This is a genomic window from Enterococcus sp. CR-Ec1 (genome assembly GCF_002850555.1).
In the GTDB taxonomy this organism is placed as follows: domain Bacteria; phylum Bacillota; class Bacilli; order Lactobacillales; family Enterococcaceae; genus Enterococcus_D; species Enterococcus_D entomosocium.
Map to the genome: position 1 here is coordinate 712,501 of NZ_CP025223.1, position 14,957 is coordinate 727,457.

Annotated in this window: 16 protein-coding genes and 2 tRNA genes (1 of these 18 running past the window's edge); 13 read left to right on the plus strand and 5 right to left on the minus strand. The window is 44.2% G+C overall.

Going from position 1 to position 14,957, the window contains the following annotated elements; all coding sequences use genetic code 11:
- Positions 1-437: the 3' portion of an HAD hydrolase-like protein gene (locus CXM95_RS03380; protein ID WP_008376993.1), read on the plus strand. 214 nt of this gene lie to the left of the window's left edge; only the last 437 of its 651 coding nucleotides appear in the window; its start codon lies off the left edge, out of view; it ends in the stop codon at positions 435-437.
- 48 nt (positions 438-485) lie between these two features.
- On the opposite strand, the gene CXM95_RS03385 is transcribed toward CXM95_RS03380, so the two are convergent.
- Positions 486-842 carry an iron-sulfur cluster biosynthesis family protein gene (locus tag CXM95_RS03385; protein WP_008376995.1) on the minus strand — a complete coding sequence of 119 codons (357 nt, stop codon included), beginning with the start codon at positions 840-842 and terminating at the stop codon, positions 486-488.
- A gap of 391 nt (positions 843-1,233) precedes the next feature.
- Here CXM95_RS03385 and CXM95_RS03390 point away from each other — a divergent pair, with 391 nt between their 5' ends.
- Positions 1,234-1,668 (plus strand): universal stress protein, encoded by a 435-nt coding sequence (locus CXM95_RS03390; protein WP_005237544.1) that lies wholly within the window; start codon positions 1,234-1,236, stop codon positions 1,666-1,668.
- A gap of 358 nt (positions 1,669-2,026) precedes the next feature.
- Positions 2,027-2,266 (plus strand): hypothetical protein, encoded by a 240-nt coding sequence (locus tag CXM95_RS03395; RefSeq protein WP_034878778.1) that lies wholly within the window; start codon positions 2,027-2,029, stop codon positions 2,264-2,266.
- A 95-nt stretch (positions 2,267-2,361) separates the two neighbouring features.
- Here CXM95_RS03395 and CXM95_RS03400 read toward each other — a convergent pair.
- A tRNA-Thr gene (locus tag CXM95_RS03400) sits at positions 2,362-2,434 on the minus strand.
- Positions 2,435-2,628: 194 nt separating this feature from the next.
- On the opposite strand from CXM95_RS03400, the gene CXM95_RS03405 reads away from it, so the two are divergent.
- Positions 2,629-2,702, plus strand: a tRNA-Asn gene (locus tag CXM95_RS03405).
- Positions 2,703-2,817: 115 nt separating this feature from the next.
- Here CXM95_RS03405 and CXM95_RS03410 read toward each other — a convergent pair.
- Entirely contained in the window at positions 2,818-4,206 is a 1,389-nt protein-coding gene (locus CXM95_RS03410; RefSeq protein ID WP_176285390.1) for a hypothetical protein, read from the minus strand.
- Positions 4,203-4,592, minus strand: a complete 390-nt coding sequence (locus CXM95_RS03415; RefSeq protein ID WP_086299141.1) for a GntR family transcriptional regulator — start codon at positions 4,590-4,592, stop codon at positions 4,203-4,205. The genes CXM95_RS03410 and CXM95_RS03415 overlap by 4 nt, the downstream gene beginning before the upstream one ends.
- Before the next feature lie 164 nt (positions 4,593-4,756).
- Here CXM95_RS03415 and CXM95_RS03420 point away from each other — a divergent pair, with 164 nt between their 5' ends.
- The 6 genes from CXM95_RS03420 to CXM95_RS03445 all read left to right on the plus strand — a co-directional run bounded on the left by CXM95_RS03420 (position 4,757) and on the right by CXM95_RS03445 (position 11,514).
- Complete coding sequence (locus CXM95_RS03420; RefSeq protein WP_008377006.1) at positions 4,757-5,773, plus strand: acyltransferase family protein; 1,017 nt, start codon at positions 4,757-4,759, stop codon at positions 5,771-5,773.
- A 119-nt stretch (positions 5,774-5,892) separates the two neighbouring features.
- Positions 5,893-7,221: an aminopeptidase C gene (locus CXM95_RS03425; protein ID WP_008377008.1), complete on the plus strand. Its 1,329-nt coding sequence runs from the start codon at positions 5,893-5,895 to the stop codon at positions 7,219-7,221.
- A 345-nt stretch (positions 7,222-7,566) separates the two neighbouring features.
- Entirely contained in the window at positions 7,567-8,955 is a 1,389-nt protein-coding gene (locus CXM95_RS03430) for an L-cystine transporter (RefSeq protein ID WP_010747447.1), read from the plus strand.
- A 158-nt stretch (positions 8,956-9,113) separates the two neighbouring features.
- Positions 9,114-9,893: a tyrosine-protein phosphatase gene (locus CXM95_RS03435; protein WP_016611700.1), complete on the plus strand. Its 780-nt coding sequence runs from the start codon at positions 9,114-9,116 to the stop codon at positions 9,891-9,893.
- A gap of 16 nt (positions 9,894-9,909) precedes the next feature.
- Complete coding sequence (locus tag CXM95_RS03440) at positions 9,910-10,740, plus strand: fructosamine kinase family protein (RefSeq protein WP_086299142.1); 831 nt, start codon at positions 9,910-9,912, stop codon at positions 10,738-10,740.
- 15 nt (positions 10,741-10,755) lie between these two features.
- On the plus strand, positions 10,756-11,514 hold the full coding sequence (locus CXM95_RS03445) for an acyl-ACP thioesterase domain-containing protein (protein WP_016611698.1): 759 nt from the start codon (positions 10,756-10,758) through the stop codon (positions 11,512-11,514).
- A 50-nt stretch (positions 11,515-11,564) separates the two neighbouring features.
- On the opposite strand, the gene CXM95_RS03450 is transcribed toward CXM95_RS03445, so the two are convergent.
- Entirely contained in the window at positions 11,565-12,533 is a 969-nt protein-coding gene (locus CXM95_RS03450) for an asparaginase (protein ID WP_005237533.1), read from the minus strand.
- Positions 12,534-12,621: 88 nt separating this feature from the next.
- Between CXM95_RS03450 and CXM95_RS03455 the strand changes: the two genes are divergently transcribed.
- The 3 genes from CXM95_RS03455 (at position 12,622) to CXM95_RS03465 (ending at position 14,955) form a co-directional block, all read left to right on the plus strand.
- Positions 12,622-13,452: a DUF72 domain-containing protein gene (locus tag CXM95_RS03455; protein ID WP_008377017.1), complete on the plus strand. Its 831-nt coding sequence runs from the start codon at positions 12,622-12,624 to the stop codon at positions 13,450-13,452.
- An 8-nt stretch (positions 13,453-13,460) separates the two neighbouring features.
- The gene (locus CXM95_RS03460; RefSeq protein WP_016611697.1) at positions 13,461-14,321 is read left to right on the plus strand and encodes a Cof-type HAD-IIB family hydrolase; all 861 of its coding nucleotides are present in this window, start codon (positions 13,461-13,463) and stop codon (positions 14,319-14,321) included.
- A 103-nt stretch (positions 14,322-14,424) separates the two neighbouring features.
- Positions 14,425-14,955: an HAD family hydrolase gene (locus CXM95_RS03465; protein WP_086299145.1), complete on the plus strand. Its 531-nt coding sequence runs from the start codon at positions 14,425-14,427 to the stop codon at positions 14,953-14,955.
- Positions 14,956-14,957: the final 2 nt, after the last annotated feature.

Sequence of the window (14,957 nt, forward strand, 5' to 3'; positions counted from 1 at the left end):
AAAATTATCGTCAAGCGGGGATGTTTCAAGTACAACCATATCCGTTCATTGAAGAAACATTGCAGGAGCTGGCGCAGGATCACGATTTGTATATCGCTACGTCGAAACCAGAAGTTTTTGCAAAAGAGATCCTGACCCATCTCAAGTATGATGGCTATTTCAAAGGAATCTATGGGGCGGATCTTGAGAATAAACGTGGGGAAAAAGCGGCGGTTATCCGCTACGCACTTACTGAGATCGAAAAGGAGCAAAAAGCGCAGGAAGCCATCATGATCGGCGACCGTGAGCATGATATTTTAGGTGCAAAAGAAAACCAGTTACCGGCAATCGGTGTTTTATATGGTTTTGGGTCACGAGAAGAATTGCTTGATGCTGGTGCAATCGCTTTAGCCGCTGAGACACAAGAACTTCTTTCGTTGATTTCCCATTCCGTATAGAGAAAAAGAGCTGACAAGCACCTTACAAGGCGTTTGTCAGCTCTTTTGTTACACATTCGTTTGCTTCAACTGCGGAGAAGCTTCCAATAAAAGATTGGTATCCAAATAGCCGCTTTCGTTTTTCAAAATCAAGGTTCCTGAAGTTGGGTGAACATCTAGAATTAGATGACCAGTCAAGAACATTTGATCATAGGTTGATGTAAAAAAAGTAAACTGATTGCTTGAGACTAACTCATTGTATGGGTCTAACGGTTCGTCGATCGGTGTGATCAAAAAACGTTCGCCGATCATACAGCATCCAGCTGCTGAAGAAAATTGGTTCGATCCGTCATTACTCGTCAGAATATATAAGTCGTGTCCTTCTGGAAAGCGAGCAGCGGCATTAGGGGTAATATGTAAGTCCATTTTGCATGATCTCCTTTTTGAAACGAGTGAGCAGCAAGCTGTTCGTTTCGATAATTGTTGATAAACCAAGTGTATCACTCCTCTTAGGGATGTGACAGCAACTTGCTTTTCAACAAACCAAGCTTAAAGTTTTAGCAAGAAAAAGGCGATAATACCGATTATCAGCAAGAAAAGCCCTAAGTACAAGAGCACAGTGACTGCAGCATGGAAAAAAGAGCGCATTTCTTTCACCTCGAATCATTGTTCTTCTTATTTTACTGCATAATTGCGGAACCAAGTAAGGACCTTCACAAATCTTAAAGGAAGTTTTAGGTCTCTTAAGAGTAGACCTCGTCCTTTTTTGTAACGCTTCCATTTTTTGTGGTAAAATAAAGAAAAGGAGGCGATTTGGATGTTACGTAATTCTCAAAATGTACTTGTTGCCTTAGATGGGTCGGATCAGTCAGAAAAAGCGTTCCAAGAAGCACTCGCGATTTGTCGTAGGAACAAAGCCAAATTGTATGTCCTCTCTGTTATCAACAATGCTGAGTTATCCACAAGTGCCTATGCTTTTGCAAAAATTTTTGACCAAGAAAAATTGCGTGTGGAAACGGACATGTTGAAAAAAATCTATGATGCCAATCAGCATGGGGTAGAAGATGTTGAGGTGATCGTTGAAGTCGGTGATCCAAAGCGTTTTATCATTCATGCAGCGACTGAATTGTATCCAATTGATTTGATCGTTATCGGTGCAACTGGCAAAGGTACATTGACTCGAGCTGTCGTGGGCTCAACCACCGATTATGTCGTTAATCATTCGAAATGTACGGTGCTGGTCGTGAAGTAAGAAGTTGAATCAAACGGAAAAAATATGTTATTTTTTAAGTCAGCATAAGGCATATCCTTTCAAAAAAATTCAGTTTAGTTGAAAAACCCGCTCTCTTGGCTTTAGGAGAGCAGGTTTTTTGTTGTAAAAAAGAAGTGCCTAAAATGGAGCTGTGAGTAACGATTGAAAACGTCTTTTCGTCGTTTTATCAAAAAAATATTTATGTAAATTGAACTAGGTTGACCGTTAGAAAAAATAGTTTGTTACACTTTTAATAAGCAAAGGATGTAGGAAAAGTATTGGAGAGAGGGGCTGATAATTTACTGAGTTTCCATGATTCAGCTGGTTGCAAGTGTCTATCATTGGAAAGGAGAATGAAATGAAGCGTGTTGCAGAAAACTATTTGGTTGTTTTTTCGATTCTTTTGCTGAGTATATGGTTAGGCTTGATCCAAGTGAAGGAATATTCGCAAGAAGCAGTCCTGTCGATCATTTACTTTATTAATCTTTATACGCTCTTGTTCAAATTTAAAGATGCAGCGAGAATGGTGAAAGCAGTTGTATCTTTCGTACTATTGGGTTTTACGATCTTATTTCTTTTGTATATCGCAAGTAATTAGAGGCAATACGAATTGTTAACTTTAGAAATTATCGCTATATATTGGGAATGAGATGTACAAAAAAAGACAACGTTCGACAAACGTTGTCCTACCAAAGCCACTTGACGGGCTTGAACCGTCGACCTCATCCTTACCATGGATGCGCTCTACCAACTGAGCTAAAGCGGCGTGTTATTTAACACAAGATATAGAATACCGTAAAGGCGCTACTTTGTCAATGAGATTTTCGGATATTTCTTGAGAAAAACGCTTTGCGGGAAGGGAAGTTTCTAAAAGGGGATTTTCTTGAAAAAAAGGATCAAAAAATTGATTTTTGCTCTTGCTAAATTATCTGACTATTTGGTATAGTACAGATAGATTCTTCCGGCATAGCTCAGTTGGTAGTAGCGCATGACTGTTAATCATGATGTCGTAGGTTCGAGTCCTACTGCCGGAGTATCAAAAACGACCTTCGTTTCGGAAGGTCGTTTTTTTGTTGGAAAGAGTCCGTTCTTTTGTTGGTTGTCGATAGCCTGGGGATAATGGGTTGCCCAGTTTTTTCTCCAGAACACTCACTCCGCTGAGGAAATCTTCTGTAATAGTTCCTCGTATAAATCCGTCGTTTCGGCGGCTTTTTTATTTGTGTAAAAAACAGTTGGGCCATCGTTAGTAGTGACTTTTAAAATGGGCGTCACCTTCGTGTCGACAAACATTCTGGCAGGTTTGCCGGCAACGGTAAACTGACCGATTTGGTAACTGGCGGTTCCTACACCCATGGTACGAACACGAGGAGACGGCAATGTTTCGATCAATTCCACTGTCTCTATATCTGCCAAAGAGACCGTAGTTTTCCCGGTCATTGGTGCATCGAAGGTGACTTCTTGTCCTTGCACTTCACCAGTGATCGCATCAGCAGTAAAATCTAAGCGATACATCGGAATGATGGTCCCGATCATTAACACAAGTAAGAAGACCGCGGTGATGCCTGCGACGATTTGTCCGCTGCGTTTGCCTAAATTGATGCCGATATTCATCCCAACACGGTCAGGAACGAACAGACGCGCATCATTAGGATTGATGTAAAAACCATATCGCCAGTAAGCATCTTCGCCATAATAGCGCGGTTGTGCTGCTGGCTCTAAGAGCTGATCTTGTTTTTTACGCAGATCAAGCAATAAGAAGAAGGTAAAGACGATCAAGAAAACCACCAAAACAACAAAGAGCACTAAGAGGATAGTACTTAATGCTCCGGTAGCGGACATGGACGCCAGCGGGACAGTCAACAAGAGCAGCGTAATGGTGCAAGTCACGGCGATCATTAAGGACCAATAACGCTTTGTTAAATCATTGATGTGTTGATCGATAGTTGAATTGCCGCTGATCCCGCGAACGGGTAAGCGGCTGATGATCACCCAGAGATAGAGGAACAGCGCAAAAATTGCTAAGGAGACACCGCCCATCAAGTATCCTGTAGAAAGATCAGGCAACTGCCATGCTTGGTACAAACTGATCATCAACAAAATCCCCGCAGGAACGAGGCTATACCACGGCAGCATCCGCTTATTTTTGGTTTGAACGAGTTTCGTATCGATCCGAATCGGATCGATGGGTAGTTCCCATCCATTGGTAAGGATCAATTGCCGCATTTTTCCGATGTAATGTACTTGCACCAAGTAAGCTGTCCCCAGCAAAGCGGCCATATAAAGCCAGAACAGGGTAAGGATGATGGAGTCAGATAAATTGAACAAAAAAAGGAGACTTGCTACACTAAATGTACCAACGATTTGTAAGATACGCTTGCGAAATTCTGTGATCAAGCTGTGGACGTTAGGATCATCCAGATGCTCAGGGGCAAGGGTATTTTCGAGTAAAACATTTTTGTGGGGTTTACTGATCAAGCGTAAACCAAATGCGGTCGTCCCACAGAGGACGAGGGCAATAATGAAAAAAAGATAAGTCATTTGCATTCATTCCTTTCAGGAAATTGGTCCAGAAGTTGTTGAACATCCGTTAAAAGCGCTTGCTTGCTTTTGCCGTGTAAGAGAGCGGTTGCTAGCAGTAGCTGTAAGTTTTGGCGATACTCCGCTTCTTGTCCGGAAGTAAACGGTGGTGGCGCGGCAACGGCGGTTCCTTTGCGGCGATCTGTGACTAACAAGCCTTCTTCTTTGAGGGAATTGTAGGCTTTTGAGATCGTCATGGTATTGATGCCGATCTCTTCGGCTAATTGACGGACGGATGGCAGCAATTCGCCAGCGGCCAAATCGCCTTTTGCGATACCGACAATGATCTGTTCCCGCAACTGCTGGTAGATGGGTTGGTTGCTTTGGGTTTGAATATCAAATATCATCGAAAACAGCTCCTTTGTATTATATATATTAATACAAACTATACAAAATAGCAACTGGTAATCAAATGAACAAGAATCGTTAGAAAAAAGTAAATAGCTTGTTACAGTTCTGTTTCATGGATCAGGTATCCTTTGACAGATACAACTTAGAGGAGGAACTTTTTATGAGCCAATCGCAAAGAACGGCTTACTTTGATAATGCAAAATTTTTACTGATGATCTTGGTCGTCTTCAGTCACTTGCTGCAGCCTTTTATCGGCGATCAGAAGTTTTATCATGACCTATATTATTTTATCTTCACTTTCCACATGCCAGCTTTTGTTTTTCTGGCTGGGTACTTTGCCAAACCGTTGACGAAGGGACACAAGCTTCGTGAGTTGATGAAAAAGTTCTTGCTGCCTTATGTCTTCTTTCAGGTGTTTTACACCGTCTATTACTGGTTGATCGGTCTACGGGAGTCGCTAAAAATCCAACTGTTGAATCCGCAATGGGCACTTTGGTTTTTGCTTAGCATGTTCTTTTGGCAGCTCTCGCTGTTGATCTTTCAAAAAATGTCCAAAAAGCAGGCGATCCTGCTGAGTATTGGCTTGAGCATCTTTGCTGGCTACGTGCCGTTTTTAAATCAAGTGTTGACCTTGCAGCGGACCTTTGTCTTTTTGCCGTTTTTCATTATCGGGTTTTATTTTCCCAAAAATGAGATGCGCTTTTTATTGAAACCAAAGATTCGAACCATCAGTTTGCTTTTCCTACCGATCATCTACACCTTTATCGCGTTTTTTCATGGGATGAACAAGTACATGGTTTTTGGTTCCAAGCCTTATGACGATTACTTGAGCTATCCGTTGTTCGGCGGTCCCTTGCGTGCGGTCTTTTTCGTGATCGGGCTGATGGGGATCATCGGTTTTCTGAGCCTCGTGCCCAGAGAGCACCTATTTTTTACGAAGTGGGGCAAAAACACACTGCTGGTCTATCTTTTACAGGGGATCTTCATCAAGGGCTTGCGGGCATTAGCCATCACCGACTTGAATCTGTCGGTATTAGGCTTTGTGACGTTGGTGTTAGCCAGTGTTTTACTGACGATCTTGCTAGCTAGCCGCCCGATCCGCTTCCTGTATGCACGATTTGAACGAGGACTATCCTTTGTTTTACTTGGCTTTTTGCTTTTGATGCTAACCCTTTAAATCCTTGATACGAGCAACCGCTCTTAGAAAGATGATTTTTTCATTTTTCTAGGAGCGGTTGTTATTTGAGAGGCAGAGGCGTAAAATGGAAGGAACGGAAAGTGAAAGGATGAAGAAATATGTCAGAAATTTCAAAAAAGACCACCGCTGCCTTTGCGCAAGCGTATCAAGAAAATAATAAACAAACGGCACTGCAACGGAGTGTTGTGAAAAATGGGATCACCGCTTCTGCAGAAAACGTGTCAGCAAAAGTCAACAATGTGCCGGTTTTCTCAGTCGATGTGACAACAGGGAAAGTCTCAAACCAAAAACAATCAGGCCGCTGCTGGATGTTTGCCGCATTGAATACATTCCGTCATAAGATGCTGAATGATTTCAATTTAAAAGAATTTGAATTGTCGCAAAACCATACCTTCTTTTGGGATAAATACGAAAAAGCCAACTATTTCTATGAAAATATTTTAGCAACTGCTAACGAACCTTTAACAAGTCGCAAAGTTGCTTTCTTATTGCAAACACCACAACAAGATGGTGGGCAATGGGACATGATCGTTTCGATTTTCCAAAAATATGGTGTCGTACCAAAAACGGTCATGCCAGAAAGCAGCAACTCTTCCAATTCTCGTGACCTAAACAATTACTTGAACAAAAAACTGCGTAAAGATGCGGTTGCTTTGCGTCAGCTAGTGGCTGAAGGCAAAACAGCTGAAGACATCCAAACAGCCAAAGAAGCGATGTTGGAAGACATTTATCGTTTCTTAGCGACTTCTTTAGGCACACCGCCAGAAACCTTTGATTTTGAATACCGTGATGAAGACAAAAACTATCACATTGATCGCAACTTAACACCACAAAGCTTTTATGAAAAATATGTCGGGGTGGATCTTGACGATTATGTCAGTATCATCAACGCACCAACTGCCGACAAACCTTACAATCAATCGTATACCGTAGAAATGCTAGGCAACGTGGTTGGCGGCAAAGAAGTCAAATACTTGAACGTCGATATGCCGACCTTCAAAAAATTAGCGATTGCTCAATTGGAACAAGGGGAGTCCGTGTGGTTCGGTTGTGATGTCGGTCAATCTTCTACCAGAGATACTGGGATCATGGCATTAGATGCCTATGATATCAACGACTTATTTGATATCGACTTTACGATGACCAAAGCAGAACGCTTAGATTTTGGCGAAAGCTTAATGACCCATGCGATGGTCTTGACTGGCGTTGACTTGATCGACGGCGAATCAACCAAATGGAAAGTCGAAAACAGCTGGGGTGAAAAAGTCGGAACGAATGGCTTCTTCGTCATGAGCGATGCATGGATGGATGAATACACCTATCAAATCGTGGTTCGCAAAGAATTCCTGACAGCAGAACAATTGGCTGCCTTTGAAGCAGAACCAACGGTCTTAGCACCTTGGGATCCAATGGGCGCTTTGGCGTAAGTCAGCAATTTCTAATGGCCGACTGAATATTTACTGAAAATTTTCAAAAAGACGAAATAAAAAAATAACGAACCAGTTGCCGCAATCCAACCGTTAGGAAAGCAGAAATCCTAGCAGCATGGGAGTGTGGCAACGGTTCTTTTTTTATTTACTGACAAAAAAGCGGTACCATCCCAGAAAAGTGGGAACTTATTTATTGTAAGATGAAGCAAACTTCTTTAAAATGGAATAGTCACTAATGATGCCACACGTCTCATTAGAGTGAACTGTTGAAGAATGGTCACTGGGAACCTTTACTTCCTCTGACAGACTTTGTCATGTTTATTGAACAAAAGGAGGATTCAAATGACAAATCTGTTAACTATTATTGTTGTTCTACTTTTTGCTGCCCTTATTTATGGGTTCTACTTATTGCAAAAGCGTCACGTGAAGTTTTCAACGCGGGTCTTTGCGGCGTTGTTCGTCGGGATCGTTTTTGGTGGTGTGCTACAGCTGATTTTTGGGACAGGCTCTGACGTTGTCACGCAAGCTCTTGACTGGATCACGATGGTCGGTAGCGGCTATGTGGCCCTCTTGCAAATGCTGATCATGCCCTTGATCTTCGTTTCGATCGTTGGTGCTTTCACCAAGATGAAAGAAAGCGAAAAAATCAAGAAGATCAGTTTTACGGTTCTTGCGACTTTGCTAGGGACAACGGCGATCGCTGCCTTGATCGGGATCGTGATGGTCATGGTCTTTGGTCTTGACGGTGCCAGCTTTACCGAAGGAGCAACGGAAACAGCGCGGATCGCAGAATTAGCGGAACGTTCGACACAAGTCCAAGATCTATCGATCCCACAACAAATCGTTTCTTTCATCCCAAGTAATGTCTTCGCCGACTTTGCTGGTACTCGTTCGACAAGTACGATCGGGGTCGTGATTTTCTCAGCCTTTGTTGGGATCGCCTTTCTTGGTGTCAAACGCAAATCACCGAAAGAAGCGGAAACTTTTGCGAATTTGATGGACAGCTTATATAAAATCGTGATGCGTATCGTCACGTTAGTTTTGCGCCTGACACCTTATGGCGTTTTGGCATTGATGACAAACGTATTAGCTTCAAGTGATTTTGAAGCCATCTTGAACTTAGGAAAATTTATCATCGCTTCTTATGCCGCTTTGATTTTGGTCTTACTCGTTCATTCATTATTGCTGATCGCTGTTCGGGTCAATCCAGTAACGTATTTCAAAAAGGCCTTTCCAGTCTTGAGCTTCGCCTTTACTTCTCGTTCAAGTGCGGGTGCCTTGCCATTGAACATCGAAACCCAAACCAAAGCGTTAGGTGTTGATGAAGCCACGGCTAACTTTGCAGGCAGCTTTGGGTTATCGATTGGTCAAAACGGCTGTGCGGGTGTTTATCCAGCGATGTTGGCAACGATCGTTGCACCAACGGTTGGGATCAATGTCTTTGATTGGCAGTTTATCCTGCTGCTAGTTGCAGTAGTTACGATCAGCTCATTCGGCGTTGCTGGTGTCGGCGGTGGCGCAACCTTTGCTTCATTGATCGTCTTAGGCTCAATGAACTTGCCGATCGCCATCGTAGGCTTAGTTATTTCTGTTGAACCATTGATCGATATGGCACGGACACTCGTTAATGTCAGCGACAGTATGGTTGCGGGAATGGTGACCAGCAGCCGTATCAACGAACTGGATCGTTCGATCTTAGATGATTCTGCCGCCGTGATCGAAGCCGAATAGAAACATTTTTTAACAAGCGAAAGCAAAGAAAGACTGCGTGTGGTCTTTCTTTTTTTTGTCCGTTAAAGCTCAGCTCATAGAAAAATCTAGGTTTCAGTGCCCTTAATAGCGAAGTTTCTGCTATACTTTTAACTAGAACATCGCGGGAGGGATAAGCAATGACACAATTGATTCAACTAGAACGAGCAGCAAACGTCAGAGAACTTGGCGGCTATCAAACGATAAACGGCACGACGATCAAACGAAAAAAATTGATCCGCAGTGCGGCGATCAATGAATTGACTGCTTCAGATCAAGCAGTACTGGCAAACTATGGGGTCAATCAGGTCATTGATTTTCGCTCCATCGCTGAAGCCAATGCACAGCCTGATCGACCGATCGCCACAGCAAAGCAGCTTTTTTTACCTATTTTCAAAGAAGACGAAACGATGGTTTCCTTGTCGCCAGAAAGCTTGAAGCAGCGCTTGGAAGATGGGGAAGATGCCGAAGAGCAGATGAAAAAAGTCTACCGTCACTTTGTTGAAAGCGACTATGCCCGCCAACAATATCGGCAGTTCTTTGATCATGTGATCGACAATGCGGAAGGCGAAGGAGCAACCTTGTTCCACTGTACCGCCGGCAAAGATCGCACAGGCTTTGGCGCCTTTTTATTGCTGCATGTGTTGGCGGTGGCACCAGCGACGATCAAAGAAGATTATTTAGCGACCAATCGCTATCTAGCCCCAATGCTAAAAGAAAAATTTGCCCCAATGACCCAGCATTTGCCGCAAGAGCTGTTAACGGCGATCACGGTTTTGATGAGTGCCAAAGAGAGTTTTCTTGAGGAAAGTTTGGCTGCAATCGATCAGCATTTCGGTTCGGTCGATCAGTATCTTCTGCAAGGACTAGGGGTGACGAAAGAGGAACAAGCGTACTTGACTGCCCAACTGACTGAGTAAAGAAAGGGAGATCCGTATGGAGGAAGCATTGTTCGCAGCAATCGGGATGACCGGCTCGCTGACGCCCATCAGTGGTGGGGATGTCAATCAAACGTATCGGTTCACTACAGGAGAAAATCGCTATTTTTTAAAGACCCATCCTCATGTTTCATCGATGTTCTTTCAAGCAGAAATCAACGGCTTAGCTGAATTAGCCCCTTTCGTGCGGGTGCCAAAAATCGAACGCCTCGGTCAGACCGAAGAGGGGGCATTTTTATTGATGGAATGGATCGATAGTGGGGAAGGACAGCAGCGGCGCTTAGGCCAATGCTTGGCTCGGCTTCATCAGCAGACGCAGGAGTCTTTTGGTTTTTACGAAGACAATTACATCGGCTTTTTGCCGCAAGTCAATCCGAAAACCACCGATTGGCTTGATTTTTACACAGTCTGCCGTTTGGATGTGCAAGTCGAATTTGCGAAGCTGGGTAATCACTGGCATGCCAAACGGGAAGCCGCTTATCTGCGTTTGAAAGAATTTTTGCATGAGAATTGGCGTGATCGCAGCGTCACACCTGCTTTATTACACGGTGATTTTTGGCGGGGGAATGTGCTGTTCGATCAACAAGGAGAACCAGTGTTTCTTGATCCGGCAGTCGCCTATGGGGATCGAGAAATGGATATTGCGATGTCCCAGCTTTTCGGCGGTTTTCGTCAGGAATTTTTGGAAGGCTATCAAGAAGTCTATCCATTAGATGAGAATTGGCAAGAGCGACTGCCAGTGTATCAATTGTATTATTTATTGGTCCATTTGAATCAATTTGGCGAAAGTTATGGACCAACTGTCGATGAAATATTGAGTCGTTTTTAGGAGGCAATTAGAACTATGGCAGCAAAGTATCAAACCACGCATGAAGTGGCGTATTATGAATGTGATGTCAACCAAACGATGACGTTTCCAGCCATGCTAGGCATCGCCATCAAGACATCAGAAGAACAAAGTGCGACGTTAAACCGCGGACCGGAAGTCATCGCTAGTTATGGCTTGACCTGGATCATTACCAGCTATCACATAACGGTAACTCGTTTGCCGCGCGTAGGGGAGCAGATCCAAGTGGCGACCCAGGCGAGAGAATACAATAAGTTTTTCTGCTACCGTTACTTTTGGTTATTGGCAGAAGACGGAACGGAATTGGTCAAAATCGAAGCGGTTTTTGCGTTGATGGACCCGGAGACGCGCAAAGTCAGCAGTGTTCCGGATGAGATCGTGGTGCCTTTTGGCAGTGAAAAAATTAAACGAATCAAACGCTATCCGAAGATCACTCCTATCACACAAGGACAATTTTTGCCGTATCGGGTGCGTTTCTACGATATCGATAGCAATCAGCATGTCAACAACGCCATGTATTTCAATTGGCTGATGGACGTCTTAGGCTATGAGTTTTTAACAAAACATGAAGTGACACAAGTGACGATCCGCTTTGATCGGGAAGTTGCTTACGGCCATTTGATCGAAAGCCATTTTCAAATCAATGAAAAGACAATCGATGAAGCCGGCGAGGCTGTGCCGCTGCAAACGATCCACGAGATCAAGATCGGTGAGGATACTTACTGCGAAGCCGTGTTTACTTGGCGAGAAAAATAAAACAACCCTTTTGCCTCCGTTAACGGAATGGCAAAAGGGTTTTTGTTTGGTCAATTCTCCATGAAATCAGGTAGCTCATCCATGGTCAATCCACGGTTTTTCGCTATCAACAATTTGATGCGGGCTTTTTGGCTATTGATGCTATTGCAGAAAATCACCCCAAGAGCTTGCAATTCGATCCCACCGCCTAAGTAGTCATAGACCGGCTCGGCAACTCCGTTGAAGCAGCGAGAAACTAAGACGACCGGAATGTTTCTAGCGATCAGTTTTTTCAAAGGCTCAATGGTTTGAGGCGGCAGATTGCCAGCGCCTAAAGCTTCGATCACTAGTCCATCGATCAGCGAGTCGGCTAAAGCATCGAACAATTCCCCGGTCATCCCAGCATAGGCTTTGACGATCGGAAACAAACCATCGACACGATCAACATCCAAATGGCGGTTATTTAACAGCTCTTGCATAAACAAGATTCGGTGCTTTGTGACTAAGCCGATCGGACCTAATGTCGGGGTGCGGAACGTCGCAATATTGGTGGTGTGGGTTTTCGTAACATAACGTGCGGAATGGATCTCATCGTTCATGACGACTAAGACACCTTTTCCTATGGCATCGGGGGACTTGGCGACCCGAATCGCACTTTCAAAGTTATAAAGCCCGTCACTGCCGATTTCATTACTTGAGCGCATGGCACCAGTCACCACGATCGGTAACTGACCGCCGATCGTGGTATCTAAAAAGAAGGCCGTTTCTTCCAGCGTATCGGTTCCGTGAGTGATCACGACCCCATCGACACCGCTTAAATGCGCCAGCTGGATACGTTCTTTCAGCTGCAGCATTTCTTTTGGCGTCATATGAGGACTGGGAATATTAAAAATGTCTTCGACGATCAATTCAACATCGTCATCAATGTGGATCGGTGCATCCATCAGCGGATTGCTGACATCGGGGCTGACGCCGCCTGTCAGGGTATCTTCTTTCATGGCGATGGTGCCGCCAGTGTGCAACACGAGAATTCGTTTCATTTTTTCATCACCTGCAATGATTTATTTACTCTTAACTCAAAACTATTGTATACTATTAAAATAAGAAAACAAGGAGCGATGGGAAAAAATGATTCGAATTGGTTGTACCACATTTAGTGAACATGGCAGTCTCGTGCAAAGAAAAAACTCGAAATTATTTGAGTATGCCCGTTATTTTCCGTTAGTTGAGCTGGATACCACCTATCATTTTTTGCCAAAAGAAAAAGACGTGCGCAATTGGTTGACCCAGATTCCCGAAAATTTCCGCTTTGTGTTGAAAGTCCATCAAAGTGTGACCACCCAAGGGGATTTGCCAGATCAGTTGACCATGACCGAAGCGCTGCAGCTTTATAAAGAAGCGATCGCGCCAATGGTAGAAGCGGGCAAACTGTTTTGCCTATTGGCGCAATTTCCCAACAGCTTTAAATGTACGAAAGAAAATGTCGCCTATTTAGATCAAGTGCGAGAATGGTTTGCGGGTTACCCAGTGGCGATTGAGCTGAGAGACAGCAGCTGGTATCAGCCGAAACTGTATCCGGGAATGATCGATTATATGAAGCGAAAACAGTTTTCCTTAGTAGTCGTTGATCAGCCGAAAAAGCTATCGACCACGATTCCCCTTGATCCAACCGTGACCAATCCTGCGTTTGTCCTGTGCCGTTTTCATGGACGCAATGACAGCGGCTGGACAGCGACGGGGCCAGATGCCAAAAATCTGCGGACCTTGTATCGCTATGACCAAGCCGAACTAACGGAGTTAAAACAAGCGATTCAAGCCATCGAAGCCAATGCCAAAGAAGTCGCAGTGGTCTTCAATAATAATGCCGGTCGTGACGCCGCTGACAATGCTCGCGCATTGATCGATGCGCTGCAGATCGATTACGAAGCATTAAATCCTAATCAGTTGAAATTATTTTGAGGAGTCATATGATAAAAGCAATCTTTTTTGATATTGATGGCACACTGATTGCCAGTAACGGCAAGGCGCTTGCCAGTACCCGTGAAGCCATCAAACAAGCCCAAGCCAATGGCGTCCTCTGCGGCATTGCCACCGGACGTGGTCCGGTTGATTTAGAGAAGGTGATCGATTACTTGTCGTTAGACATGTTTATCACCTATAACGGCCAATATGTTTACACGAAGGAAACCTTGATTTATGCCAAACCTTTTCCAAAACAAACGCTGGAAGCGATCGTAGAATACGCCGATGAAAATTATCGTCAAGTCATGTTTGGCGGAGAAACGCAAGTGGCTGGCAGCTTGACGATCCGTTTAAGCCAATCACCCGTCATGCAGCGCTATTTGCGCTATGTACCGAAAAAATTTCCCGTCGGCTTTTTAAAGAAAGTCTTGCAGCGCTTCAGTCCCAATCGCAACGCCAAACGTTATGAATCATTGGACATTTTACGAGAGCCAATCTATCAGTGCATTATGCTGAGCCCTGAATCAGAGCGCGAAAAATTACGCTCCAAGCTGCCGCAATGTGATTTTAAGCGATCCAATGCCTATTCTGTTGATATCGTGCCGAAAAACGGTTCGAAAATCAAAGGGATCAAAGAATTTTTGGCCTATGAAGGGATCGCGATGGAAGAAGCGATGGCCTTTGGGGATCATTTTAATGATGTGGAAATGTTAGAAGGTGTGGGGATCGGGGTTGCGATGGGCAATGCCCAGCCCATCACCAAAGCCAGTGCTGACTTTGTGACGGACACCAACGATCATGACGGCATCAAGAAAGCCTTGATCCATTTTGGGATCATTGCCGAGGATGCCCAAGCAAGGGATTGAATTAAAAAAATAAACAAGGTGTAGCCAATCCATGAAGCAACGTAGGAGACAGCGCAGAACCATGAAACAGAACCATTAGAAAAAGCAGAAAGAAGCGAGAGAAATGAGTCCATTTGAAATGACGGAAGAGTTTCATAAAACCTTTGATCCAACACGACCGCCATATCCACAAGCTTTTTCAGCGGAAAAAGCCCAGTTTCGTGCTGGTTTTAAAATTGAAGAATTAGTTGAGTTCCTTTATGCTGCCAGCAACAATGACGAAGAGACCTTCCAATCAGGCCTGGAGCATTTGCATCAAGCAATTGATCAAGCCCAAGCCAAGCTGGCTGCCAAACAACAGCCTGTCAGTGATTCCCTAGTAGAACAAGTCGATGCGCTCTGTGATCTGCTGTATTTTACCTATGGCTCTTTTTCACTGGTAGGGGTCGATCCAGCGCCGATCCTGGCTATCGTTCATGACGCCAACATGGGGAAACTTTTTCCAGATGGGCAGCCCCATTATGATCCTGAGACCCACAAAGTCATGAAGCCTAACGATTGGGAAGAACGGTTTGCTCCTGAACCGCGAATCAAGGCAGAAATCAAACGCCAATTGGCACAAAAACAAGCGCAAGCCCAAGAATCGTCAGAATAATA

Coding starts and splice junctions, on each gene's coding strand:
- CXM95_RS03415 (WP_086299141.1), bottom strand. CDS start 4,592: ATGATATTTGATATTCAAACCCAAAGCAACCAACCCATCTACCAGCAG.
- CXM95_RS03435 (WP_016611700.1), top strand. CDS start 9,114: ATGACACAATTGATTCAACTAGAACGAGCAGCAAACGTCAGAGAACTT.
- CXM95_RS03440 (WP_086299142.1), top strand. CDS start 9,910: ATGGAGGAAGCATTGTTCGCAGCAATCGGGATGACCGGCTCGCTGACG.
- CXM95_RS03390 (WP_005237544.1), top strand. CDS start 1,234: ATGTTACGTAATTCTCAAAATGTACTTGTTGCCTTAGATGGGTCGGAT.
- CXM95_RS03450 (WP_005237533.1), bottom strand. CDS start 12,533: ATGAAACGAATTCTCGTGTTGCACACTGGCGGCACCATCGCCATGAAA.
- CXM95_RS03425 (WP_008377008.1), top strand. CDS start 5,893: ATGTCAGAAATTTCAAAAAAGACCACCGCTGCCTTTGCGCAAGCGTAT.
- CXM95_RS03445 (WP_016611698.1), top strand. CDS start 10,756: ATGGCAGCAAAGTATCAAACCACGCATGAAGTGGCGTATTATGAATGT.
- CXM95_RS03385 (WP_008376995.1), bottom strand. CDS start 842: ATGGACTTACATATTACCCCTAATGCCGCTGCTCGCTTTCCAGAAGGA.
- CXM95_RS03455 (WP_008377017.1), top strand. CDS start 12,622: ATGATTCGAATTGGTTGTACCACATTTAGTGAACATGGCAGTCTCGTG.
- CXM95_RS03465 (WP_086299145.1), top strand. CDS start 14,425: ATGAGTCCATTTGAAATGACGGAAGAGTTTCATAAAACCTTTGATCCA.
- CXM95_RS03430 (WP_010747447.1), top strand. CDS start 7,567: ATGACAAATCTGTTAACTATTATTGTTGTTCTACTTTTTGCTGCCCTT.
- CXM95_RS03420 (WP_008377006.1), top strand. CDS start 4,757: ATGAGCCAATCGCAAAGAACGGCTTACTTTGATAATGCAAAATTTTTA.
- CXM95_RS03395 (WP_034878778.1), top strand. CDS start 2,027: ATGAAGCGTGTTGCAGAAAACTATTTGGTTGTTTTTTCGATTCTTTTG.
- CXM95_RS03410 (WP_176285390.1), bottom strand. CDS start 4,206: ATGACTTATCTTTTTTTCATTATTGCCCTCGTCCTCTGTGGGACGACC.
- CXM95_RS03460 (WP_016611697.1), top strand. CDS start 13,461: ATGATAAAAGCAATCTTTTTTGATATTGATGGCACACTGATTGCCAGT.